Here is a 24,091-nt window from a genome sequence, read left to right on the forward strand (position 1 = left end):
AGGTGATTATTTTACATTGATTCCCTGGTGTACTGAAATAAAAATATAACCCTTCATTAAAAATTAAAACTCATATAGTTTATATGATGAACAAATAAGCAGCGTAACTATAAAACAACTCCTATTTAGTGTAGGGCTAATAAACTCCTCTTTCTCTTGTTTTTAAGTTCCTGTATCATAAAAAATAATGGCGATAAGGTAAATTTATAGCGACTTACATCTTATAAGATAATATCAATGAGACAATATAATGCAAGAGACAAACAATAAAAAATCGACCGAAGCTGATATTTTACTTTCTACTATTTCAAAAAATATTGATTTCTTAATGAAAAAAGACAGTATTGATTCACACACTTTAAGTAAATTGACCGGTTTAGGTGTTGCTACTATTAATAATCTTAGGCGTGGTGTTGGAAATCCGACTATTGCTACAATATCATCCATCGCTGATATATTTGGAATGAATATTGGTGAAATTACCGATGGTAAATTATATGAACATTATCAAGATAATGAAATAATCTCATCAATACCTTTAATTCGTTATGATGAGTTAGATGAATATATATGTGGAAAGGCAATACATACAAACCTATATAAACTCAGCACCCAAGAAGATCAAGGGGATTCTCTTTTTGCTGTAGGTTTTTCAAATAACCTTCTTTCACCATATTTTGATAGTAACACTATCGCAATTATTTCTAAAACAGAATCAATTTGTGATAGTGATATAGTTCTTGTAAAGATTAAAGATACTCCAGTCTGTTTTAGGCAAGTTTTTGTCGGTGAACGCGGGATTTATTTTTCTATATTAGGAATTGACATGGATCAGAAAATAACCTTCAGGGAAAATTACACAATAATAGGCATTTTGATCAAATCAATTAGAAATTTAAAATAAGGATCCATTGTGATAAAAATAATTGATTTTTTCAGAAAAGCATTCAAGCCTCGTTATATTTATAATTTACAAAAATTTGATCCAATAAAAGATAATGGCTTCTATATTTTAAAAGAATTAGGAACTCACACATGTATTAGAGTAAGAACAGAAGATATTTTTAAAAGTGATTTAATATATAATATTAACCCTTATGACATAATTTTTATAACTAAATTTGAAGAAAATGAAATTAAAGAAAAACAAAAACTTAAAATAATAGAAGAGAATAGAGATCTATGTTTCACTTTACAGAATGAATATTCTTGTAGAACAATAAATGGAAAAGAGATACTTTCCGATCAAAATATTGTGGAAAAATTAGACTCTGCTAGTCTTATAAGGATCGCTTATACCTATGGACTAAAAGATGGAAGGAAAATCTCTGATGAAATTTTTAAAGTGGAAAAAATAAAATCATCTAAACCTGCCAATCTAAAGGTAATAAAGTGACTCAAGTCTACCCTACAAGCTCAAATTTCAAATATAACTACTTATTTATTTCTTTATCTGTAACAATCATGATCACGTGTGACGTGCTTGTATATAAAACACTAGACTTTTATGGTCTTAAAATCACTTTTAGTGGTATTTTATTTTCTTTTTATTTTCTTATATCTACAGTCCAAACTGAGGTTTATGGCTATAGACAAGGAGTGAAAACAGTTTGGGTAATGGTCTTATGTCAATCAATTTTTGTCATGGTTATTTTTATTGCATCACATTCTCAACCAGATAACAATCAGATCTCAATGAACTTTCGAGAATTATTTGGTGAGTTTTGGCGAGTAATGATAGGTACATGGGCTTCTGTACCAATTTCTTACTTCATAAATGGATTTGTAATATCTACTTTAAAAAAAGTTTTTCTTGGTAGATTTTTTTTCATAAGATATATTATTGCATCAATGATTACTCAAGCATCTCTTTTATTATCATCATACCCCATAAGTCTTTCTTCGAAATATAGTGCAAATGAATTGATTATAATAATTTCCACAACCTGGTCCTATAAAGTAATAATGTCTATTATATTATTACCTATTGGCATTATATTAGCTGATAAGATAAAAAAATTAGAGTCAGCTGATGTATACGACTGGGGAATATCATATAACCCATTTAATTTTGGAGGTGATAAAAAATGAAAGTCATTCAGATAACCGATATCCACCTGACACAGAGCAGAGAACATCAATTATTTAATGCAAACCTGTATGATAACTTTGATACTGTCTGTGATGAAATATGCCGCATAAAGCGAGTTACTGAAATAGACTTAATCATTGTTTCCGGTGACATAACAAATGATGGTGATATCGATGCTTACCGATATTTTTTCAAAAAAATGGATTCATGTCAGATCCCCTATATTTCAATAGCGGGAAATCATGATCTGAAAAATAATATTGATACCGTAATTGCAGAGATAAAACCAAAATATAACATCACGTCCTGTGAGTACAGCGGTAAAAATTGGTTCATGACTTATGTTGATACCGTCGTTAAAGGTGAAGATTATGGCTTTATTACACAAGATAACCTTGCTGAATTAGAAAAAAGAATCATTTTAAACAAGAATTCTAACACTGCGGTATTTATGCATCACCACGCTATTCCGGTTGGTACACCTATTGTAGACAATTGTATGCTGGAAAATGCCACGGATTTATTAACATTATGTAAAAAACATAAAGTGAAATTTATTGGCTGTGGTCATGCTCACACTTCTCGTATCTGGCATCAGAATGATATAACAATCAGTGTTGCACCTGCGGTTTCATTCCAATGGTTATCAGGTACAGATACCGTTAAAACAACAAAAAGTTTTGGTTTTAATATTATTGATTTTTCAGAAAATATTTCAGTAACTTCGTGTAGTTACTAAAGTTCTATACACAATGTATATACGCTATTCTCAAGTTGCAGCATAAGCAACTTGAGAGTGTATTGACGCCCAATATATGATTTAGTTATCAGAAATCGGCTTTAATTTAGCCATAAAGTGGCGTAGCACTGGTGGCTCATAAGTAAATGTTAATCCGCGAATATCAGCAGCACGCTGTTTTAATTCTATAAAGGCTTCAACGACATAATCCATATGATCATTGGTATAAACGCGGCGAGGAATAGCCAGCCTCATCAGTTCCATCGGTGATTCTTTTTGTTTACCGGTCATTGGGTCACGCCCGAGCAGTAAGGAACCAATTTCTACACTTCTGATCCCCGCTTCCAGATAGAGCGCGTTATTCAATGCCTGAGCCGGAAATTGATCGCTGGGAATATGCGGTAAAAATAGTTTTGCATCCACAAAGACAGCATGCCCACCAACCGGATATTGAATAGGAATCCCCGCCTTTCTTAGCTGTTCACCTAAATAAGCCACCTGATTAATACGGTAAGACAAAAAATGCTCATCCATACCTTCTTCAAGCCCAATCGCCAGTGCTTCCATATCACGTCCGGCAAGCCCGCCATAAGTCACAAACCCTTCGTTCGGAATACAACGAACTTTTACGTCATTAAATAGATCTTCATCATCACGAACAGAGCAAAGGCCACCGATATTGACCATGGGATCTTTTTTTGCTGACATAGTCAACATATCGCCATATTGATACATCTCTCTGACGATCTCTTTAATTGACTTATCTTCGTAACCTTTTTCCCGCTGCTTAATAAACCAGGCATTTTCACAAAATCGGGCTGAGTCAATAACCACCGGAATATCATATTGTTTCGCGATTTCATACACCGCTTTCATATTAGCAAGAGAAACCGGCTGACCACCTGTGCTATTACAGGTTATCGTGACTATGATGGCGACTACATTATTTTCGCCCTGTTCTTTAATTGTGTGTTGAAGTAAATCAATATCAAAATCACCCTTCCAGTCATAATAACTGCCGGTATCAAAAGCCTTATCAGTAACAACATTGATAGCCTTAGCATGATTTAATTCCACATGAGCCATTGTGGTATCAAAATGAAAATTAGAGATAAATACAGGGTGTTGCGCCCCGCCTTTTAATTTTTTCCTTTCAAGCAAGGCAGGAAATAAAATCTGCTCAGCGCCACGCCCCTGATGAGTAGGAACGGTATGCTCATACCCAATTAATTCTTTGACTCTATCCACCAGATGATAATAACTACGAGATCCGGCATAAGCCTCATCCCCCATCATCATACCAGCCCATTGCTGATTACTCATGGAGCCAGTACCAGAGTCAGTCAATAGGTCAATATACACCATATCAGAAGGCAGCATGAACGGATTATACCCCGCAGCTTCCAGAGCTGCCTCACGTTCTGAACGTGTTGTCATACGGATATTTTCTACCATTTTAATACGAAAAGGCTCAGGAATGCGCTTCATTTTAATATCTCTAATTAAAAAATTATAATAAATCACATGATACGGTCAACAAACGTTAGTATTTATTAGTGGAAAAGTCTGGTTTTTATTTATGAATAAAATGTCAAATTTACTTCTATTCAAATGACATTAGTAGCAGGAAGAGAATGACTGAAATACACAATAGTCAATATCTTGCTGTATATTAAAGGTGGGTTTATATCGTGCCAAAAAGAATTTCACACATTAACCTTATAGCATATAAATGATCCCGCATGCACTTATATAACAATATGAAATTGCTGTCTATTTAATTTATTAAGTAAAGACACATAACATTAATAACGTGTAAAAAGTATAAACTAAAATGCAATTAACTCATGTTATATTAACCATAAAAACACTTTTGATTTTATTTAATTAAAAACAAATAATATTACTTGCCGAAAATATGGATCATGACACTAATTTATTGGCAGCAATCAATATTTAAGTAATACCCTATAACCGAGGTTTTTATTAAAATCGAGTACTCTTTTTAATATCAATCAGACCACTTAAATTGCTATTTTTCAATCAAGATTATTCTCCCCGGTCACATCATGCTTTACGATCCCGGGGATTCATTTCTATGATGCCATCAGGCTATCCTGAAGCTCATGAAGCTGGTTTTGCAACTGCTGTAACTCCATCTGCTTTTGCATTTCCGACTGAGCTGGACGTTGTTGTGATTCACGTATCCGTTTTTCCAGATCAGTAACCTGTTTTTCCATTTGAGCTTTTCCTACCGCTTTGATTTTCAATTGATTAAGTAGATTACTCAATGACTTCTGCAAAACAGCCTGAGTACGTTTTTTACTCTCCAAAGTTGTCCGCGCTGCTTTTCTTTCTTGTTCAAGAGCTTCATAAACTGCCTTGAATTCTTTATTTAATACCTTTTCATGCTGTAATACTTTTTCTTTCTCAGCAACTCTCTGATCCCATGTCCCAGAGTAATTGCAGTTAAACTTTGCAATAATACTCATATCTCCTTTCGTAGGATCACATTCTTGTGCATTTGTAACACAACCAGCCAATACCACACTCATTAACAATATCATCAATACTCGCATAATAATTCCTATCAACTTACTTTAATTGCGGTACGTTGTTCATAAAGGCTGTCAAGTTCCTGCTGTAACATACCAATATTTTTACGCATTTGAGCAATCTGCTTATTTAAATTTTTCGTTTTAGCGCCATCTTTTACCATTTGAACAGAAACATCAGCCCACTGTTTTTCGTGCTCTTTCATTTCTTTAATGGTATTACGCAGGTAGGCAATATTAGCATCAAGCCCTTTCAACTGTTTCTGCATCTGCGCTTTTTTCACGGTTTTTGCAGCAATATCTTTATTAATACTAGCCAGAGTACGCTTATCAGCCTGAATCACTTCTTTGACTATGACAGTGGCATTCTGAATCCGCTCATTTTCTGCTTTAATATCCTTAATTGCAGCCGCTAATAATTGTTCTCTGCTGGAATATTTTTTACGCTGACTATCCAGATAAGCATTCGCTCCCACTCCTACTCCACATCCCACAATTGCTGCCGCTGCAATACATATCGCTTTATGATTCACATCACTGAGCATACAAGCCATTGCCCCTGCTGCTGCTCCAGCCAAACAAGACTGCAAACCCGACTTATTAAAAAATTCGACATCTTCGTTCTTAGTTAAACGAGAATCTACTGTTCCTGTTTGTGCAGAAGGCCCATTTGGCGTCTGGCAGGCAACCAAAATAAAAATCAGGCAAAAAGAAATCATCAAACGTATATATTTTAAAACCATAGGTTAATATGTCCTTTCTAAATAAAAGTGCTCATTATCATTTATATTCGACGGGCAGTTTATTTATTTTTCTTACACATCTCCAACCAACTATCCCGAGCAACTCTGCCATCCTTCCAATATCCCTGAAGATTCTGCCAATACGTATTGAGATAACTATTTAGATTGGTTTTACCACGAGCCGACATTTCTTGCTGAACGACTCGGAGTTGCGGTGCAATAAGCTCTGCATTATACGTTATGCCCATATCAACCAAGGTATCAGCATAATAATTTGTAATAAAATTTAGTGCCTTTTTATGTTGTTCCAACTGCGTTTGGCGACGAGAACAATTTGCATCCAGTTCACTGCCTGATTGACAAGTTTTTCCATACAGGCCGACTAATCGATCATAAAAATCACCATCATCCTTCAATTTTGTGCATAAAAATGCGCCAAGTTGCAAAGAGGTACGTATTGCCTGATCACGTTGTTCATCACGTAATTGTGCATTGGCACGCAGATCGGCACGTAATTGCGCTAATTGCTTTTTCAGCGAGGCATCTTGGATCTTGGATGAAATACTCCCCAAATAATCAATTGAATCTGTCGATTTTTTCCCTTTATTTTGATGCTCTTCAACACCTAAGGTTTTCCACTCTTTAGCAATTTCTTTAATGCGGTCACGAGAAGTCAGTGTCGGAGAAACCAGAACCAAACGAAATCCTATCGCTTTGTTTTTGTTATCGCCTTGAGCTGTATAATAAGGCTCTTCACCACGTAGTGAACTGCGTATGTCACTTTCCGGTGTCAGAAAACTACCGCCCCTGACAATATAGCCCCCTGCCTGACCATGTTGTCGATCCAATTTGTTTAAACGAAAAGGTTCAAACATCATCTCAGCGGTATTACCCAACATATCATGCAGCCCCAATGGATTAGGTTTGAGTAAGCCGGTCAGTTGGAGTTTGCCATTGGCTGACTGAGAGCCAGAAAACCAGACATAATGGATGATCCCCTCAGGCATAGGAAAACGTTGGTCACGAAATTCAGATGTGGAAACAGCCAAGCCACCACGGGCGGAAAATTCCCATTCAGTTTCTGTTGGTAGACGGAGAAAACCCGGTTTTCCATCTTCATTAGGCAGAGTTTCAGGCCGGTTCTTCAATAGCCAAAGGTTATATTGGTTTGCCAGATTCATGGCATCGATCCAACCAATGTTCACTTTTGGCAAGCGGAGTCTCATATTTGGCGTCGGACAAGTACCGCTAAGAGCTTGATATTGTAAATCGGTCAATTCATACTTCGCCATTAGAAAATAGCGCCCTTTCCCCGATTTTCCTTCAGCAAAACTACCCGCAATATATTCCGCCCGCGCCTGCTCCAGATATCCCCATTCATCATTTTCGCCTCCTCCGAGGGTGATGCTGTAATCCTGTAACGGTTGGCTGAGAGGAATGGAAATTTTACGAAATACCATCGAACCACCACAGGGCATTGGTAATATCACATCATCAGACAGTGGCTTAGGATTGTAGAATTTTTCTTCCCAGACAGCGCTGGCAGAGAGTGGCAATATACCAAGCACGCCCCCTACCAATGCGATGCTTAGGTAATGGTTAAATTTCACGTAAACTCTCCGCAGGTTCAATTTTTAAAGCACGTAAGGCACCGACCGTCGCAACGCCCAGTGCTACAGCTAATACACTCAATAAGGCAATTAACATGTGTAAGGCTTCCAAATGACATACAAATGCCGTTTCTGGTAATGAAGCGCCCAACACACTATTAAACAACTGACTGGCAACAAAATAGAGCAACAACCCCACTCCCCAAGCACTTCCTGTCAAAATTAATGCCTGAATCAAGATAAACCACACTACTGCATGCCGACGGATACCTAATAACCTGAGCACTGCCATGTCTTTCCTTTTGCGATCAATATTGGCCATAAAAGCACCCACTAACGAGGCAACTCCCCCTGCCGCAGAAATCCAGGCAATCACAGTAAATATCAAACCAAGTACCTGATCGATAGCACGCACTGATTCAATCTGCGCCTGTTGTGTTACCGTGTCGATATTCTGCTGCTGTAGCCAGCCAGACAGCGCTGACACACTATCTATACTGCTGGCATATAGACGTGCTTTAGCAAACGTAGTACGTTCTCGGGGAGCAATACCTTCTCCCACATGGAATAACGCAACTTGGTAGCCATCACGGTAATCCTCCATTGCCACTAACAGAGGAAGCGAGACAAAAGCCGCCGGACGAGAGAATTTTGCCCCATCGATTACACCAATAACGGTTAATTGATGCTGGATTCGTTCACGCTGCCCTTCTCGTTTACGCGTAACCACCAGCTTCAGACTATCACCCTCTTTTATCTGTAACTGTTTTGCCGCACTAGCACTGAGCACAACCTGCTGTGCATTTTGTGGTTGTCGGGCATTGACCAGTAGTGGATCGTTTGATGCTGTCGGAATGACTTCTACATTACTGACAAAATGTTGACTATCTCTGACCAAATCAGCCTGAGTATTTAAAGAGCGGGTTAATGGGATAACGAAACCAACATCAGGGCTAGCAGCCAGCTGATCCAGCCAATTGCGATCATAGCTGCCATTCCCTAGCATACGAACTTCCCGTGTACGCGGATCATCGACCAAGGTATGACGAAGCTGACTCACGATGCCATTTTTTAGTCCAAAAAGCAGTAACAAAGGCGTGATCACAGCAATAAGAGAAAAAATGATACAGAGCGAAACCTTTCGATCATAAATTAAATCAGCCAGAGCCATGCGAGACAGTAACCAACGGGAACCCCTGATAATAGAAGAATTAACTGGCTGTGAAGACACTCTGTTTTCCATCCACTTTAGCGTAATAACGTTTAAGGCCAAAATTCGTGACTCGCTGCCAATCATGGCTAACAATAATGGAGACCAAATTTAATGACTTCACCATTTCAACAATCAAATTAAAAAGTACCTCAGCATTGTAGGGATCTAATGCCGCTGTTGGCTCATCAGCCAATAATAGCCGTGGCTGATGGGCAATTGCTCGGGCAAAAGCCACACGCTGACGCTCACCAATTGAAAGCTGAGAAGGCATCTTTTTCATTAATCCTTCAATATCTAAGCGAGAAATTGCTGTCTCCAGCCACTCTGAGTCAACTGTAAGACCAGCAATTTTACGGGGTAATTGAATATTTTGCGCGACTGAAAGCCACGGAAGCAGGCCACCATGTTGCAGTACAAAACCAAGATCTTTAGCACGCACTTTAGCAAGCTGTTTTTCATCTCCCGTCAGTAACGGTACCGCAATATCTTCGGGCGGATTACCCAATTGATAGCAACTCAAATTATCCGGTTGTAATATCCCGCCGATCATTTCCAATAATGTGCTCTTTCCACAGCCACTCGGCCCCGTTAGTGCAGCCACTTCCCCCGCACTAAGCGATAGCGAAGGCAGGCTGACAGTTAGACCCTGTTCTGCCGATCCTCGCTGTACTTGCATTGCTTCAATGCGCAACATCATGGAAGATTTTCCAATGGAACGGGATAAACGTTATCACGTGGGTCACTGCCAGGTGCTAACGAAATCCAGCGGTCTACATCTTCGTTATAATGCTGATAATAGTTGAGCTTGATGTTAAGACGGCGGATAAAACGCTCTTGTTCTAAGCCATCCCAACTTTTCCAGGTTTCTTCATCCAGACTCAACACTTCACTGAGATAAGGTAACCCTTCAATGTATTCACCCAACAGCCCCATTTCACCCAACTTGGTAGCCTGTTTATTTTTCGCCTGTTTAGGATCGTTCCCCATCGTTGCAGCTAATGAACGCAGGCTAGCAAACATATCATCCGGCGAAATTAAACCCTCATTGGCCGAATTAACAATCTTCTTCATTACTTCACTCAGGTCACTCAATTCACTCTTTGTCAGTAAAACCTTCACTTCGGTTGCCGGAATATTTTGGTTCACCAGATCGCGATCACTTATCCAAGATTTAAAAACTGTTGGTGCATGTGTACCCTGCTTATTCCCGAGGTAGGCCAACCGCATCGCATGTCCCAACTGGGCGGCATCCTGTAGAAGCGTTCCTTTGGTTAATACCTCATTTTTACCAAAATAGGATTCATTAGCCCCAAGGGCGCTACCGACTGTCTCCTCACCACTCCAAGCCGTTTTAATCTGCCCGGTAATAGCATTAGCAAGATTATCAACTATCGTACCAAAATTGTTCACATCGCCAGAATCAATCGGATAATAAAGCGGTTTATGCAGGAAAGCGTTGAGAGTCATCTCTCGGTACTGATTCTCCGCAGAAGCGTGGTTTTTACGCCCTGATGGTGTTTTCAGGTGCAGTGTATACAGTGCTACTCCACGGTAAGTGGCTTCCAAACGAACCTGAGTCGCATCCAGCCGGGTAGAGGACAGCTGATCATCCCCATCCAACGCTCCGGCATCTGTCACTAGAACCACATAACGCGCCCCAAATTTAGTCCAGTCCACTTTGTCCAAAGCCGTCATGATACCTGCATATGCATCTTCATTAACTTTGCTGCTGGAGATCTTGGCCTGTTTAAGGTCACGCACTTTTGTTAAAAAATCCTGACCATCTTTGACTGTATTAGGATCAACATACATTTTGGTGTCATATTCCAATCCCGGCACCGCAGCAATATTTGAACGATAAGCGACAAGACCAAATTTAACTTGCCCCAGCAGATTTTCCTTTTCAATACGCTGGTAAATTTTTTCAATAGCCTGCTTCGTACGCTCAATATAAGGCCCCATTGAGATGGTAGAATCAATCACAAATACCACCGATGCCGAGAACCCCTTGATCATATTTTTCTCTTCATCAGGGGTAATACTTGTATCCTTATTTTTGAACGCACTGGCAGAATTCGTTTTCCCCCCCGTTTCACTTACTGAGGCAACATTAAGTACGCGCACCTGATAGCCCGAGTCTGTAAAAATGTCATCAGAATCCAACACGGGTAATAGGTAAAAGTTTTTTTGCTGATCGATCATGTAATCAGGTTCACGCGCTAGTACCGAAGGTACAGACGCACCAGTTTGCAATTCTTTCAATAATGGCTGTAATTGCGTTGCTGGCGTCGCGTTATTCAGAATATTTTCTACATCCGCCTTATTACGGAAAAACAGCATAGGATTACGACCAGAAGGATTGGTGAAAGCCAGAGTCAATTGCATCTTCCACTCTACGGTACAGTTAGCCTTCATCCACCCCTGAGTACGACCGTAACTATCAGGCCCAACTTTTAACCATTCTTCATTACCCTGCTTTTGACGCTGATAAACGTAGAAACGGCTGAAAGCAGGTTGCACTGTTCCTTTTTCGGCCATTTTTTCCGACAACTCACACCCCGGATAAGTCAGTACTCGTTGGTAGAGAGTTTGCTTTCCTTCCTGTAAAAGAGGTTTTTGTGCTGCCAGCACGGGTGATATCATTAGCCCCAAGGCAGGTACTATAATACCCGCCATTATCCTGTTAAGAGGTTTCATCATCCTTTCCTATTTTTTCAGTATCGCCAAACGTGCTCTGGCTTCTCTGTTTTGTGGATCCTGATTAATCAGCACCTCATACCAATAAATTGCCGTTTGTGCATCGGCAACAAAACAGCCGCCCTTTGTTGCTGTTTCTGGATCATATTCCTGTGCATAACGTAGAGCGATTTGCGCATCGCCCGACTGGGATTTATAAGCATACAAACGTTGTGCTACATCACACTGTTTCGTTTTTTTTGCCTGTTGAATGACTTCCAGCACTTGTTTACTGGAAGGCTGACTCCGTAGACAACTTTTGACAAAATCCAGCCCGCTGCCTTTGACCATATTCTCAGCAGCACAAGGTATATTTTCTGATGCACTAACGGTAGCTGATTCTGGTTTGGTTTCTGGTTTCAGCAGCCACCAGCACATGCCAACAATAATCGCAATCAAAAGCAAAATCAGGGCGATTAACGGCAATTTATTCGATTTTTTTGCTGGAAGCGGAGATGGTGTTCTGGTAGGTTCATCCGGCTGTATTACCAAAGGCTTAGATGACTCTTGTTGATTCGGTGAAGCAAACTGTTCCGCCAAAGGTTCCGTTTCAATAATAGGCGTTTCTACCTGAGTCAATATGGCTGGCTCCGGTGACTGAGGCACATATTCATTAATATTGTTAGCAGCAGCATACTCTCCTTTTGCCAGCGAACTCAGTACACCATCAACAATTTTCAGACCACCAAACTCTCGAAAACCGGCTGCATCCACTGCCGTCACACGATATGCAACCTGACGCTCGGCCAACAGCGCATCGACCAATACCGGGCCTATGCGGGTTTCTAAATCATCCCCTTTTTCCTGTAATTCAGGCAACCGAATCCACTCTTCATTGTTTACCCACTGCCCTTCTACACTTAAAAAACAGCGATCCTGATTACGCTGGATTGACACCATGACGCTTTCAATCATTCCCTGCCACCCTTCAATATGCAAAGACGCATATCCGGGTTCTGCCGATTCACAAGGTCTCAATTCTGTTTTAATCACAACACATTACTCCGACGACAATTGAATACGTTCAATAATGGTGCCCAGCCGTTCGTTTTGAGCCGCCGTTATTTCGCGTCCGGCAGAATGACCGACATTTTCTTTAATCATTTCTTTCAGACCGACCAACCAATCAAAGATAAACATGGCGCTATAGTTCAGTGGTTCGCTTGTCAAACGGTATAAATGTCCATCGTCTTTCCACAATGCCGGATCATTTTTATTGGGGCCGGAAAAGAGGGTATGCCCTTTGCTATATTTGCTCGCAGGCCGTTTTTCTTTCGTTATTTTTTGGTATCCCAGCCAAGTGATGAAATCGTTTATGACGTTCAACACGCGGGACACCTGACGCTCCACCATTTTCTCCCGACGCACACCGGCTTGTTCTGTATTTGCCAATACATTTACCAATTCACCTTCAATATCCATTCTCTGGATAGCAGTGATCAATTCATCCACCAATGCTTCAATGGTTGGTCGGGGAAGGCCGATAAAATTTGTCACGTTCGTCTGCTCTGGTACGGTACGCAGGTAATTAACCCATAACTTAATGACTTGCTGAGCAAACATTTGTTCATGGCTGAGTGCTGATATACTTTCATCTGATGTATCGCTGAACAGATCAAAATCGCTGCCAATCCCGAAGGTCGCGATTGATTCATTGCTTGCCTTATCATCATCAGGTAATTCCAACGGAGTTTCCTGCATATAAAGCTCTTGTAGTGCTTTGCGTTGGGGGATCAAACTCACCAGTAATTCACCATGCATTCCCATCCGACGCTGTAACACCTTGAGAATATCATCTGCAATACCCTCTTTTTTGGCGGATTCTTTAGCATTATCCTGCTGAAACCACGCGATTAAATTTCCTTCAATCAATTCATGGCGGGTTTCATGTAGCTGTTCAGCAATACGTTCTAACTTAATCTCACGCTGGGCGACAGTAGCTAAATAGTCTGCCAATCGACGCATACCACCATCATTTAGTTGCAACATGGCATCCCATGCCTGATCCGGGAAAGCGATATGACGCTGAATAGCGCTATCTTCCAGAAAAGTTTTTTTCATCAAGGTCAGTTTTGGCTCAGTTTCCTGATTGAGCCCAACTTCATTTCCCTCTTTCATCATAATAAATGGTGTAGCCTGACGTGGTTTACGTACCAGAAAAGTATTGTTAAAAGCACAATCAGGCTGCCATTCTTGCATCCATGGAAAATGGCCGAAACGTTCGGTCATGGTGATTTTGACCATTCCACCCTGTCCCCACACCTCACGCAACATATCTTCCGATTTATTCAGCTCTTGGGTGATCCGTAAATCGAGTTTAGTGATTGCCCAAACTAATCCCGATGGACGACGGGAACGGCTGGTAGCATCCACTCCTTGGGTATAACGGATCCACTCGTCAAGTACTCCACCAACATCTTTCACGTTAGATTGTTCATTCGAAGGGGTACAAACGACTAAAACATTCATTTCCTGATTGACGGTATAACGCTCAAACAAGTAAGCCACTTTGCCACGCAGAATCAACTGTGCCAGAGGGTTGCTGTCATCATTTTCAGCCATCTGCTGAAAATAAGCGGTAGATTCCACCCCGAGACGCCCACGGTAACCGGGGAAATCCAATAAATCGACATCTTCAAATAATCTTTCTTGTGTAGACGAAAGTAGAGGAACATGCAGCTCTACTGTCAATGCCGTGAGTTCAGCCAAAGAAAGAGATACCGGTGCAGATAATCCATTCTCCTGCTCAGGACATACCTCTACCTGTAAATCATTACTTTTGTTAAGGCGTTCCAGCATATCGACATTCATAATGCTGTTGCTCTGTACTAATCGGCCATTTTGCTCAATGACTAAGACATTAAGTGGTGCTCTGACGACACTAGCCCCTCCCAAACGCTGCAATGTATGCGCAAAGCGACGGTAAGCCTCTGTGAATTCACCGATATTTCCCCATAATTCACTGAACAGTTGCGCTCGGTCATCAATCGATAACCACGGTGCGAGCTCCACCGCTACAGGCCAGTATTGCAATGCCATTTTACTCTGGCTTTTTTCCGCATGACGAATCAGATAGTCCCACAGCGAGACCACATCATCTTCCGTTAAACCAGATACTTTCCGTGTCTGGCGGCGGTTATTTAATGAGGTAAGTAAGTCACCTATACGTTTTTCATCATAACTCCAGTCAATCTTTTCCTGATTGAAATCATGAATAAACGTATTCGCGAGGATCTTAGCGATTTCCACTTCATTAAATAGCAACAATTCAATCGGCCAGTCTGGATTGGACGAATGTGATTGGCGGCTAAAGCGTGTCACTAATCCTGTTGCCTCTTTACCACCACCTGGTGGGTTAATATGCTCAATAAAATCCAGTTTATGCTGCCCCATTTGGGTCTCTAGCCGCCCATTATCCCCAGCCGCTAATGAAGAAATCAGATAGGATTTCCCCGCTTGAGAAAGACCAAAAAAACCGATGGTCATGGGACGCATAGCTGCCGTTGCCAGCCTTTGTGCTGTGTTCCGGCTACGGCGCAATTTCAGCTTTAATCGATCTGCTTCAGTATTGAGACGTGGTGCATTTTCACGAACATCGTCAATCCATTCGATTGCCTGATTTGCACCTTCCGCAACGCTAAGCCACTCTCTTTTTAACTGTTCAGGAGTAAAATGATTCATTAGATTTTAATACTTCCACTGTCGAGCCAATAATGAATTTCACCCAGTCCATTTCCGGCTAATGTATTCAATTTAAAACTCATATCCTGCTTACGCGGATTTTGTTCAGAACCAACAATATCTATTTCACTGATACGGAATTTTTCAGGGCTGCCATTAGCTTCTACATCTGGCCCACGCCCCTCTTCTACTTCCAGTTTCAGCCTCAATACTGCATCACCAGATAAAGCAGACGCTAAACGTGCCCCCGGAATTTTTAAAGTATACAGGGGCGTCGCAGGCCAACGTTCGTTATCAAGCTGGCGAAAACCGATTCGCATTTCACCACGGACTTCAAAATATTGGTGATTATCCAATTGGAATCCTGGTGTGTCTAAATCAATGTTTCTATAAAACACGTTGCTGTCTTTCAACAAGTTGTTACTGTCAAGCATTCCCAGATAACGGATTGTTGAATAAGGCTTAAAATTGGCAGTACGGAAGTAAAAATTACTCAGACGTGATTTTTCCGCCAGAAGACACAACATTGCGCCCACCGCCGCAGTGGATTTAGGATCTTCAATGAGACCTTTCTTATTGAACGGATACCATCCCCCAGTTTCATAACCATGTAAAGGGAGGATACGGGCAGGAGGAACTGGCTGTAGCTGACGGATGAGTGCCTGAATTCCGGGTAAACGAGAGGGACGCCCGGTTAATAACAACATATCGCAATTGTAATACCAAAGCACTTCACACAGCGCTCGCAGGCTATGACAAATATTGAAACGAATATTGTAGGCATCAATAAACTCATTATGAAGCTTCGCCAAATTGATATTCAACGGCACATCAAGTATTGAAAACGAGTTATTGTTCCCTATCGGTAAACAACGTTTAATTTCATCATCCACATAGCTGCATACCTTATCTGTAGGCAAATGGGGAAGTAACTCACAAAATGTTGTACTAATAACCTGCTCACTGGAGCCTGGGGTAAATTTCTCATAACGATGCAAAATAGCCAGTGCTATAGGTGAAAATATCTGCAATGTCAGTTGCTGACGCAATACTTGCTTACCCGCATCCAATGCTTCACTGCCGAACAGACGCGACATTACCGCTTCTGCATCTAAATCCTGATAGCCGATATTCAACAATGCGGCCTTGAATGCGGGTTGTAAATAGAATTGGATGATATCTAATAAAATATCGTCACCGGCAACTTTAAAACCTTCACGAAATAGCTGTGTCGGTACAATACGTACATTGCTACCATTGCCATCATCTAAGGTATAGCGGGTGACCACTAAATCGGTTGTTCCACCACCAATATCAATCGAAGCAATTTTTAATGTTCGCGTATCGCCAGTTTCTACTTGGTTATCCGGACGGATTGTTGCAGCAAAAAACTCCTCACTTCGGCCTCCAAAGTAATTTTGGGTTTCGTTATAAAGATAAACCAGCTGACCGCAAGTCGCTTCGTCCCATTTTACATGCACTTCCGGCAGAATACGTTTACGCAAAACGTTTTGTTCTTCTCTTCCACTTTCATCCACTCCCTGATCCATTTCCTCCCAACCCAATGCCTTCCAAACCAGTCTGATTGCCTGCATCATCGCCTGCTGGAAAATTGCACGCTCCGGCTTAGGCATAGATGGTGGAACAGTAAGGATGATGTTATTTAGCTGGCGGGGAGTACTGGCATGACTCATCTTCAAACGCTGTGCCGGACTGTTAATCTGCATCAACGCTTGAGCCAGTACTTCAGATAACATCATCGTCATCAGGGAGCTGCGGCTATAATCTGGAGTAAACACAGGCATACGTTCAGAAGGTTTTAACGCATACAAAGCCTCACCTTTATCGTTGATCATATAAGTCATCGGTGCTGCTGTTGCCTGAGGCTCACGATCCGATTTCACAAAAGCGCGGCTAAAGCGCCACCCCGGAGAATAAGGCGCCTCATCCCACAAATAACGTTTTGGACTGGAAAGCCCTGTTGACCCTTCTGTTCCCAAGCGTTGAGATGCCATGCGGAAGGCTTCCTCTCCTACCCGACCAATAGTTGGCCAGGTAAAGGCATCACTGCGGCCACTTTTAGCAGAAAAATCCTGTTTACCAAATTCCGCCTGAGCAAATTCAAGCCGACTATCAAACGGCTCCGTATAAACATACTGAGGCTCACTTAAATCACGCAATTGCAATTGATATTTTTGAGATAATCCCTGGTTATCATCCCGATGTTCTTCAATTAAAATCCCACAACTGCGTGAATTGCCTACATCAAGCACTAAATCAACATTAATTGGGTTATTCTGAAGTTTGACATCATTGAGCTGGATATCAGGAAGTTGCAATAATACATTAAGAGCATTAATTAAATTAAGATAATGCCCCTGATGCTCCCTCTGATTCAAATTGTGCTCAATATCTTCATGGTATAGACGCCACAATGCAGCCGCACGCTCGGAATAGCTTTCCCGCAACCAATCATCTACCCACCTCAATAGCAGAAAATCCCCCATTTCATGATGATTTTCTGCTAGTGCAAAACCCACGCCAGAACGTACATCATCATCACAGGGAGCCAGATATTGTGTATTCCTTCTGTCTGGAAGAACTTTGGTATCAAAAGCCAAAGTGACGCGCCATGTATTTCCTTGCTCATCCGGTGTATCAAGTGCATGAAATTTTATTCGCGACCAGTTAGTTGGCCCCTGAGCAAAACTTTGTGGGGAGTTAAAACGGAAGAATGGCAGTGGTAACCAGATATCATTATAAATCTCAAGTGACTTTTCCAATGCCAATGGGTAATCAGGTTCTGCTGACAATGCAGCAGAACCTGATGAGGCAGGAACCTGAAAAGTATCTTCCCGTTCATTGTACACCAGACGAATAAGCGGATTATTTTCTCCTCCCAACAAGAATTCGCCGTAGATTTTTCGGTTAGGAAGTGCAAAAGCAAAATCCAGAAACTGAATACCGCTGTCACGAATCAGGGTAACTTTTTCTTTAAAATCAGTAATAGTTGCCAGCATGCCGTTAATCTGCCTCTCGCTTTATCGACATAGGAAATAAAGTTTTTTCGTTATAGCGTCCTTTGCACGCCGTTACACCTTGATTATCTGACTGACAGATAACTTCAGGCATAGTATAAGTTGAACCATCGCTGCACTTTGCTTCATCATTGTTATCCAATTTTAAGCTACCGGATTCCATAGCCGCTGTGACAGGTGCTTGGCAACGAATGCCATCTCCACGAACCATTTCAACGAATCCTTTGCCATCAGTAATTTGATACATCAGCCTGAGGGGTTTACCCGTTCGGATATCCTGAATTCCGGCTCCCGCGTACCAACGCCCATTGAGAAAATCAACGGTTCCTTTTTGTACAGCATTATCAGGGATCACTAGTGCATCAACAGATGGAACCGTTAACAGTACAGGGGGGATATTAGCGACTGTTGATACAGGTGAAGGCATTGATACCTTACCAGATGTAGCATTCAGCCCTACAGTCGGTGTAGTAGGTTCATTTGACTGTGTAGACAAAGTTGGATTCATTGCGTCAATAGTATTTGTCTCTGACGGAGGAACAGCTATTTCTGGTGGTAATAATATTCTTTTTCCAGCTTGCACATTTTTCTCTTCCTGCATTGGAAGTTCAGAAACAAGATGAGTGGAAGGTGATACTCCCCAAAAATACCCATTGGGTACACAGCCACGCAGTAACATCAGTAAGATAAAAAGCAATAAAATGGGTAACACCCACCACAACCAACGTGGTATTACCCAACGCCGAGTCTGTTTTCCCGCTGAACGGGATATTGAAGTGACTTCTTCTATGTTTACAGGTGGCTTAGCGAGTATTGTAGAAACAGGCTGGATACCAGTAGATACTCCAGTATTAGAGGGCGCAGGACGGTTTAATTTTAGACAATCAAACGGATTGGGGCGAGCCTGTTGCTGTGCATTGACAAATCCCCAAAAAGTCAATACAGGTTTACCATCGACCAAATATACATGATCCTTATCAGGAAATTGTATCGTCTTACTCAACAAGGCCCCAAAAAGACGCATTTCATGCGTCTTTTGACTTAACATTTGAGCACTCAGTTGCTCGATTGCCACTTTATTAGCTTCCAGTTGCTTCAATGCAGCTTGACGTTCATCATCCGTTGCCGCCACCCAAGGAACAACATTACCGGAAAAACTCGCGTACCAATCAATGTGATCACCTTGTTCATTAACTTGCGGTATAGCCAGAGAGTTGGCTACTTCAGAAAGCCGTCGCAAACGTAAAGTTTCACGTAGTTGTAGTGCCGAAAGGTGAACGGCCTGACCATTCTCCCCCATTGGTAAATAACTTTCGAGCTTATCACCACGTAAAAATGTTTCTTCCACGGTAAACCGTTCCTTGCTATTAAAAATACATATTGATGCACTTATTTTGCCCAACAGAAATAGAAGAGTTCATAAATAGCAGCAATTCCGAAAAATCACACTGCGGAAAGAACAACTACACATATCAAACAGGACTCATCTTTGGATGTTATTGTAACTATTGCGGAATGGACAGTAAAATCTTAGTGATTTAATTAGGTTACAGGAATTACCGGCTGACCTATTTTGATTAGGCTGGTTTTGCCGCGTATCCTCCAGTGCAATATGGACCGAACCCACGGAGTAAACCGCACGAGCCAGAGCTTCAAGACCATGATAAGCGGTCAGTTCTGGAGGTGTTAAATTACTCGGACAACACGCTGAAGCCGCATTCCTGCGGCCTCATGATTGAAAATCATTATTTTGATTCAAGACATGAACAACTATTTTTTAGCTGCCTGTAAGAAATCAAAATAGTCTGGCGTGACAAGAAAAGGAACAAGTTCACCCGTAGACAAGGATGAGTTGGAAACATCCGATAATCTGAATTTCATTTCCTTCGCTAAATTGATTCCACTTGCTACAACCGGGTAATCTTTATTTTTCGCGCTTGTCACATAAGTGCCAAGGTTAATCAGTGTTGGTACGGGTTTAACTCCTCTTTCCAGAATAATAGTCATTCTGATATCGAGTTTTCCCATCATATCTTTTTGTGCTTTTTTGATTCTATCAAGCACATCTTTAGGGATCAGCGCACCCGCATAGGTTTTTTGGTGAGAAAGAATAAAGACATCTGCATCATGACTCAGACCTTTTTCTGGTGATACTCCTACAGCAACAGGGATAGTGAAATGTGCATAGGAGTCAAATTTCTTACGATAACACTCTATATACTCGGCATTTTTAAAAATAGTGGTAATTTTCTTTTTTAATTCAATGATATTCTTTGATTCTTTACGTGAGTCTTCATAATCATTACAGGATGAAACCTCAATATCGATGTTACCCTTAACCAGTTTGTGTTCAACCGAGGTAAGATCATCCGTATTCACTTTCGTTTCAACATCAACCTTACAGCCCGAAAGGATAAGCACTGAGCTTGCAATCACTAACCATTTGTTCATTTTATATACCTTTAGATAAACAAAGTGCTTTCATATGGTTATCATATCCAGCCGTAATTAGCTTATGGTTTTCACTATTTTTGTGACACTGATCATTGAACCAGATCAAACATGACGGGCGGTATCGGCCGCAGCATCAAAGCGACATTGCATATTGGAGGAAAGAGAACACTAATACAAACCGATGTTCCATACTGAAACAGGTTAACGGGTTGATATGGATTATGTGTTTGGTTAAGGAAAAAACTCACACCAAGACAAGTCACTACGCTACCACTTGCGGGCAGTAAGATTCATTTGTCTGTGAAATAGACGAACAGCAGTCATTTGTCGGTAATAAAAAAATCAGCGCTGGCTCTGGTATGTCAGGAAGCCGAATAGGAAGCGGGTAGTGGTACACGTGTTTAGGGCAATCGACAACTCATTTTTTGTTAATTCTTTTATTATATTTTCTCCAATATATAAAAAGGATTATTAAATTTATAGCTATCGATAGCATTATTGATAATATGTAATTAATTATAATATTTTCAACCATATTTATACTGTCTGTAAGAATCGGATATACTAAACAAGTAAATACAGAATATGATAAAAGAAAAATAATTATCTTATGTAGATTCTGTTTTTCAATATAACGGTTAAGATACATAATAAATCCAAAAGATGACAAAAATATAGGGTTAAGTGCAAATTGAAAAAATGTCATGAAATATCCTCTTTAAATAAAAGTAACTGTGTATCTCATAACCTATGTTCTAAGTTTACAACAGTATGTTGATTTATGGGAATAACTCCCACCCCTAAACATCTTTCCAAAGTGGTAGGCGAATATCAGTCCTATTTTTACGAACTTTTTATTCGCCAAAACACAATAAGCCGCGTCAGATAAGAGAAATTGTAGAGGTCAAGAAATACGGAACCATTTCAGCCTCTTTCCATCGCTGTTCATATTCAACCGGAGAGAGCCTTCCGTTAAAACGATGAGTACGATGATAGTTGTCTCAACAATCACCGACTAAAGTCGGTGGTTGACTTTTAATATGGAAAAATAAAAATTGGCCACTGACTTAGCATCTTTAAAAACATACAAACTCCTCAGATGCCATCAGTGTCATCAGGTAATACCTGCGGCTTTACTTGCTGCTGTTGCTGCTCGTGCCACAGGCTGGTCAGCCCGCGATGCCCGCACTCCAGAGCCATATCTCGAAATTCAACCGCATTCATCTCATCATCTATCATCATCATTTCAACAGCGAGTTGCATATTAGTACCGGTAATAACCTGCCACTGTGGATGAATTAAAGCCAATTGAGCGGCCTGACGAAAAGGAGAGCCTCCTAACAGATCTGTCAGAAAAACCCCCCCTTTCCCCAAATCACAGGCTTCTCTGGCGGCATATAATTTCTGATACAGTTGCTCTGTCGTCATATCATCGGAAAAATCAATAGCTACGCACAACGGCTGTTTACCAATAATCTGCTCCACCGCCTGTAGCAGACCACTGGCAAACATCCCGTGCCCTGTGATTACAATACCCAGCATTTTTTTTCCTTATAAAAATCCCACCAATTTACCAACAACCCCAAATACGGCTGTGATACCGATAAGTTTTACCGGCGAGAAACCGCGTTTCATCAGCCAATAAACCAACAAAGTAAAGGTGAGAGGCAATAAATTCGGCATCAGTTTATCGAGGACGTCGGTCTGCAATGCGATTTTTGCCTCACCTGCCTTCATAACAAAAGGTGTTGAAAGATGGACATAAGAAGCAACAAGCGCACCAATAACCGTCATACCGACAATCGAAGCAGCATGAGAAATGTTTTTTGTATGAACTTTCAGCATGGTTATCGCTTTGGTGCCGGTGTGATAACCGTAATGCGCCAGACCAAAACGCAGCGAAAAATGCACAACATTGAACATCAAAAGGAACAAAATAGGCCCCAGAATACTTCCCTGTAAAGCTAATGACGCCCCGATACCCGCACAGATTGGCAACAATGTTAACCAAAACAACGCATCACCTATCCCGCCTAATGGCCCCATCAGGGCAACTTTTACCGCACGAATAGTGGAAATTTTCTCTTTACTGCGCTCCATCGCCAGCACCAGACCGGACAGGAAAGTCACGTCAAACGGATGGACATTGAGAAACTCCATGTGCATTTTCATCGAGCTAGTCAAATCGTCGGGGTTTTTGTGGATCTTACGCAACGACGGGATCAGCGTGTAGAGCCAGCCTCCGGCCTGCATACGTTCATAATTGAAAGAAGCCTGTAACAACAAAGAACGCAGAGCCATCACATTGATTTCACGTTTTGTTAAATCTTCTGCCGGTGTCATATCAATATAGTCATCACGATATGCCAAGTTGCCATCCTGATCGAGATCCTTTCCATGCTTGCGACTTTTTTCAGACACTGTCTTATCCAATTTATTAAATACCATCTTGCATCTCCTCTGCGGAATTTGACGGTGATGATGTACCTTGCGGATTCCCATTATCGTTACGAGTGCGATTGAAAAAATCGATTAAAGCAATTGCGAGTCCACCTAACGCGATAGCAATGATGGGCAATTGCAGGAAAGTGACCGAAATAAAACCAAGAATGAAATAAGCCACATAGACTTTTTTCATCATGACTTTCATTAACAGAGCAAAACCGATGGCCGGCATCATGCCACCCGCAACAGAAAGGCCCTCAAGCAGCCATTTTGGCGCTTGTTGTACAATAAATCTGGCAGTATCTGCACCAAAGTAAATAGGGAGAAAGGCAACAATAAAATAGAAGCAGAACAGGATAATGATACCGAAATAGTTAACCCATTCTATTCCACGCCAGTTGCGTTTTTTTACCATCTGATCGCACTTGTGCATCATCGGGGAATAAACGGTAAACAGCAATGTTATACAACCCTGTACAGCGATAGCAAAAGGCACGGCAATACCCACCGCGACCTTAGGATCTGCCTGTGTGAGAATGGCAAAAGTCGTTCCGATTATCCCGCCAATCACAACATTGGGGGGTTGTGCTCCAGCCAGCGGCACCATTCCCATCCAGACAAGTTCTAACGCGCCCCCAACTAATAACCCCGTCTGGATATCCCCTAAAATCAGCCCGACCAATGGCCCGATAACAACCGGACGATGGATATGAGTCAATCCGTTGAATAAATCAATCCCTGCAATCCCTGCCAGTATTGAGATCAAAAGTGCGTCAATAAACATA

General features: G+C 41.2%; 19 protein-coding genes and 1 pseudogene. 6 read left to right on the forward strand and 14 right to left on the reverse strand.

Annotated features, from left to right (window positions below; all coding sequences use genetic code 11):
* Nucleotides 1–250 precede the first annotated feature (250 nt).
* Genes AAC855_RS13675 through AAC855_RS13690 form a run of 4 tightly spaced genes read left to right on the forward strand, consistent with a single transcriptional unit; the run spans nt 251 to nt 2,831 of the window.
* A complete protein-coding gene (locus AAC855_RS13675; protein WP_340610338.1) occupies nt 251–904 on the forward strand; it encodes a helix-turn-helix domain-containing protein in 654 nt (217 codons plus the stop codon).
* A 9-nt stretch (nt 905–913) separates the two neighbouring features.
* Nucleotides 914–1,396: a hypothetical protein gene (locus tag AAC855_RS13680; protein WP_340610339.1), complete on the forward strand. Its 483-nt coding sequence runs from the start codon at nt 914–916 to the stop codon at nt 1,394–1,396.
* Entirely contained in the window at nt 1,393–2,091 is a 699-nt protein-coding gene (locus tag AAC855_RS13685) for a VUT family protein (RefSeq protein WP_340610340.1), read from the forward strand. Before AAC855_RS13680 ends, AAC855_RS13685 begins: the two co-directional genes overlap by 4 nt.
* Nucleotides 2,088–2,831 carry a metallophosphoesterase family protein gene (locus AAC855_RS13690; protein ID WP_340610341.1) on the forward strand — a complete coding sequence of 248 codons (744 nt, stop codon included), beginning with the start codon at nt 2,088–2,090 and terminating at the stop codon, nt 2,829–2,831. Before AAC855_RS13685 ends, AAC855_RS13690 begins: the two co-directional genes overlap by 4 nt.
* Before the next feature lie 81 nt (nt 2,832–2,912).
* Here the strand turns inward: AAC855_RS13690 and tnaA are convergent, their stop codons facing one another.
* Entirely contained in the window at nt 2,913–4,319 is a 1,407-nt protein-coding gene (gene tnaA / locus AAC855_RS13695) for a tryptophanase (RefSeq protein WP_340610342.1), read from the reverse strand.
* A gap of 608 nt (nt 4,320–4,927) precedes the next feature.
* On the reverse strand, nt 4,928–5,410 hold the full coding sequence (locus AAC855_RS13700) for a hypothetical protein (protein ID WP_340610343.1): 483 nt from the start codon (nt 5,408–5,410) through the stop codon (nt 4,928–4,930).
* Nucleotides 5,411–5,938: 528 nt separating this feature from the next.
* Here AAC855_RS13700 and AAC855_RS21670 point away from each other — a divergent pair.
* Nucleotides 5,939–6,136 (forward strand): hypothetical protein, encoded by a 198-nt coding sequence (locus AAC855_RS21670; protein ID WP_422824388.1) that lies wholly within the window; start codon nt 5,939–5,941, stop codon nt 6,134–6,136.
* A gap of 52 nt (nt 6,137–6,188) precedes the next feature.
* Here the strand turns inward: AAC855_RS21670 and AAC855_RS13710 are convergent, their stop codons facing one another.
* The 9 genes from AAC855_RS13710 to AAC855_RS13750 all read right to left on the reverse strand — a co-directional run bounded on the left by AAC855_RS13710 (nt 6,189) and on the right by AAC855_RS13750 (nt 20,858).
* Nucleotides 6,189–7,739 carry an SUMF1/EgtB/PvdO family nonheme iron enzyme gene (locus AAC855_RS13710; RefSeq protein WP_340610345.1) on the reverse strand — a complete coding sequence of 517 codons (1,551 nt, stop codon included), beginning with the start codon at nt 7,737–7,739 and terminating at the stop codon, nt 6,189–6,191.
* Entirely contained in the window at nt 7,729–8,970 is a 1,242-nt protein-coding gene (locus tag AAC855_RS13715) for an ABC transporter permease (protein ID WP_340610347.1), read from the reverse strand. The genes AAC855_RS13710 and AAC855_RS13715 overlap by 11 nt, the downstream gene beginning before the upstream one ends.
* Nucleotides 8,951–9,649 (reverse strand): ABC transporter ATP-binding protein, encoded by a 699-nt coding sequence (locus AAC855_RS13720; RefSeq protein WP_340610349.1) that lies wholly within the window; start codon nt 9,647–9,649, stop codon nt 8,951–8,953. The genes AAC855_RS13715 and AAC855_RS13720 overlap by 20 nt, the downstream gene beginning before the upstream one ends.
* On the reverse strand, nt 9,646–11,628 hold the full coding sequence (locus AAC855_RS13725) for a vWA domain-containing protein (RefSeq protein WP_422824389.1): 1,983 nt from the start codon (nt 11,626–11,628) through the stop codon (nt 9,646–9,648). Before AAC855_RS13725 ends, AAC855_RS13720 begins: the two co-directional genes overlap by 4 nt.
* Before the next feature lie 30 nt (nt 11,629–11,658).
* Nucleotides 11,659–12,681, reverse strand: a complete 1,023-nt coding sequence (locus AAC855_RS13730) for a hypothetical protein (protein WP_340610351.1) — start codon at nt 12,679–12,681, stop codon at nt 11,659–11,661.
* 6 nt (nt 12,682–12,687) lie between these two features.
* Complete coding sequence (locus AAC855_RS13735) at nt 12,688–15,369, reverse strand: putative virulence factor (protein WP_340610353.1); 2,682 nt, start codon at nt 15,367–15,369, stop codon at nt 12,688–12,690.
* Complete coding sequence (locus AAC855_RS13740) at nt 15,369–18,389, reverse strand: virulence factor SrfB (protein ID WP_340610354.1); 3,021 nt, start codon at nt 18,387–18,389, stop codon at nt 15,369–15,371. Before AAC855_RS13740 ends, AAC855_RS13735 begins: the two co-directional genes overlap by 1 nt.
* A gap of 4 nt (nt 18,390–18,393) precedes the next feature.
* Nucleotides 18,394–19,755, reverse strand: a complete 1,362-nt coding sequence (locus AAC855_RS13745; protein WP_340610355.1) for an SrfA family protein — start codon at nt 19,753–19,755, stop codon at nt 18,394–18,396.
* Between the two features lie 422 nt (nt 19,756–20,177).
* The gene (locus AAC855_RS13750) at nt 20,178–20,858 is read right to left on the reverse strand and encodes a DUF7424 family protein (protein ID WP_340610356.1); all 681 of its coding nucleotides are present in this window, start codon (nt 20,856–20,858) and stop codon (nt 20,178–20,180) included.
* Nucleotides 20,859–21,098: 240 nt separating this feature from the next.
* Between AAC855_RS13750 and AAC855_RS13755 the strand changes: the two are divergent.
* Nucleotides 21,099–21,264 (forward strand): annotated as a pseudogene (locus AAC855_RS13755) (IS1 family transposase); the annotation flags it as partial.
* Between the two features lie 692 nt (nt 21,265–21,956).
* Here AAC855_RS13755 and agaF read toward each other — a convergent pair.
* From agaF to agaW, 3 genes are read right to left on the reverse strand one after another with little or no spacing between them, the layout of a single operon-like run.
* The gene (agaF, locus tag AAC855_RS13760; protein ID WP_340610357.1) at nt 21,957–22,403 is read right to left on the reverse strand and encodes a PTS galactosamine/N-acetylgalactosamine transporter subunit IIA; all 447 of its coding nucleotides are present in this window, start codon (nt 22,401–22,403) and stop codon (nt 21,957–21,959) included.
* Nucleotides 22,404–22,412: 9 nt separating this feature from the next.
* Entirely contained in the window at nt 22,413–23,309 is an 897-nt protein-coding gene (locus tag AAC855_RS13765; protein WP_340610358.1) for a PTS system mannose/fructose/sorbose family transporter subunit IID, read from the reverse strand.
* Complete coding sequence (gene agaW, locus AAC855_RS13770; RefSeq protein ID WP_340610359.1) at nt 23,299–24,090, reverse strand: PTS N-acetylgalactosamine transporter subunit IIC; 792 nt, start codon at nt 24,088–24,090, stop codon at nt 23,299–23,301. Before agaW ends, AAC855_RS13765 begins: the two co-directional genes overlap by 11 nt.
* Between the last annotated feature and the right edge of the window lies 1 nt (nt 24,091).

This window comes from Xenorhabdus bharatensis, assembly GCF_037996705.1.
Lineage (GTDB): Bacteria > Pseudomonadota > Gammaproteobacteria > Enterobacterales > Enterobacteriaceae > Xenorhabdus > Xenorhabdus bharatensis.

Excerpts from the sequence above, each read along its gene's own strand:
- AAC855_RS13720 (WP_340610349.1), bottom strand. The coding sequence starts at position 9,649 with ATGATGTTGCGCATTGAAGCAATGCAAGTACAGCGAGGATCGGCAGAA.
- AAC855_RS13690 (WP_340610341.1), top strand. The coding sequence starts at position 2,088 with ATGAAAGTCATTCAGATAACCGATATCCACCTGACACAGAGCAGAGAA.
- AAC855_RS13700 (WP_340610343.1), bottom strand. The coding sequence starts at position 5,410 with ATGCGAGTATTGATGATATTGTTAATGAGTGTGGTATTGGCTGGTTGT.
- AAC855_RS13735 (WP_340610353.1), bottom strand. The coding sequence starts at position 15,369 with ATGAATCATTTTACTCCTGAACAGTTAAAAAGAGAGTGGCTTAGCGTT.
- agaW (WP_340610359.1), bottom strand. The coding sequence starts at position 24,090 with ATGTTTATTGACGCACTTTTGATCTCAATACTGGCAGGGATTGCAGGG.
- AAC855_RS13750 (WP_340610356.1), bottom strand. The coding sequence starts at position 20,858 with ATGAACAAATGGTTAGTGATTGCAAGCTCAGTGCTTATCCTTTCGGGC.
- AAC855_RS13740 (WP_340610354.1), bottom strand. The coding sequence starts at position 18,389 with ATGCTGGCAACTATTACTGATTTTAAAGAAAAAGTTACCCTGATTCGT.
- AAC855_RS13725 (WP_422824389.1), bottom strand. The coding sequence starts at position 11,628 with ATGGCGGGTATTATAGTACCTGCCTTGGGGCTAATGATATCACCCGTG.
- AAC855_RS13765 (WP_340610358.1), bottom strand. The coding sequence starts at position 23,309 with ATGGTATTTAATAAATTGGATAAGACAGTGTCTGAAAAAAGTCGCAAG.
- AAC855_RS13675 (WP_340610338.1), top strand. The coding sequence starts at position 251 with ATGCAAGAGACAAACAATAAAAAATCGACCGAAGCTGATATTTTACTT.
- agaF (WP_340610357.1), bottom strand. The coding sequence starts at position 22,403 with ATGCTGGGTATTGTAATCACAGGGCACGGGATGTTTGCCAGTGGTCTG.
- tnaA (WP_340610342.1), bottom strand. The coding sequence starts at position 4,319 with ATGAAGCGCATTCCTGAGCCTTTTCGTATTAAAATGGTAGAAAATATC.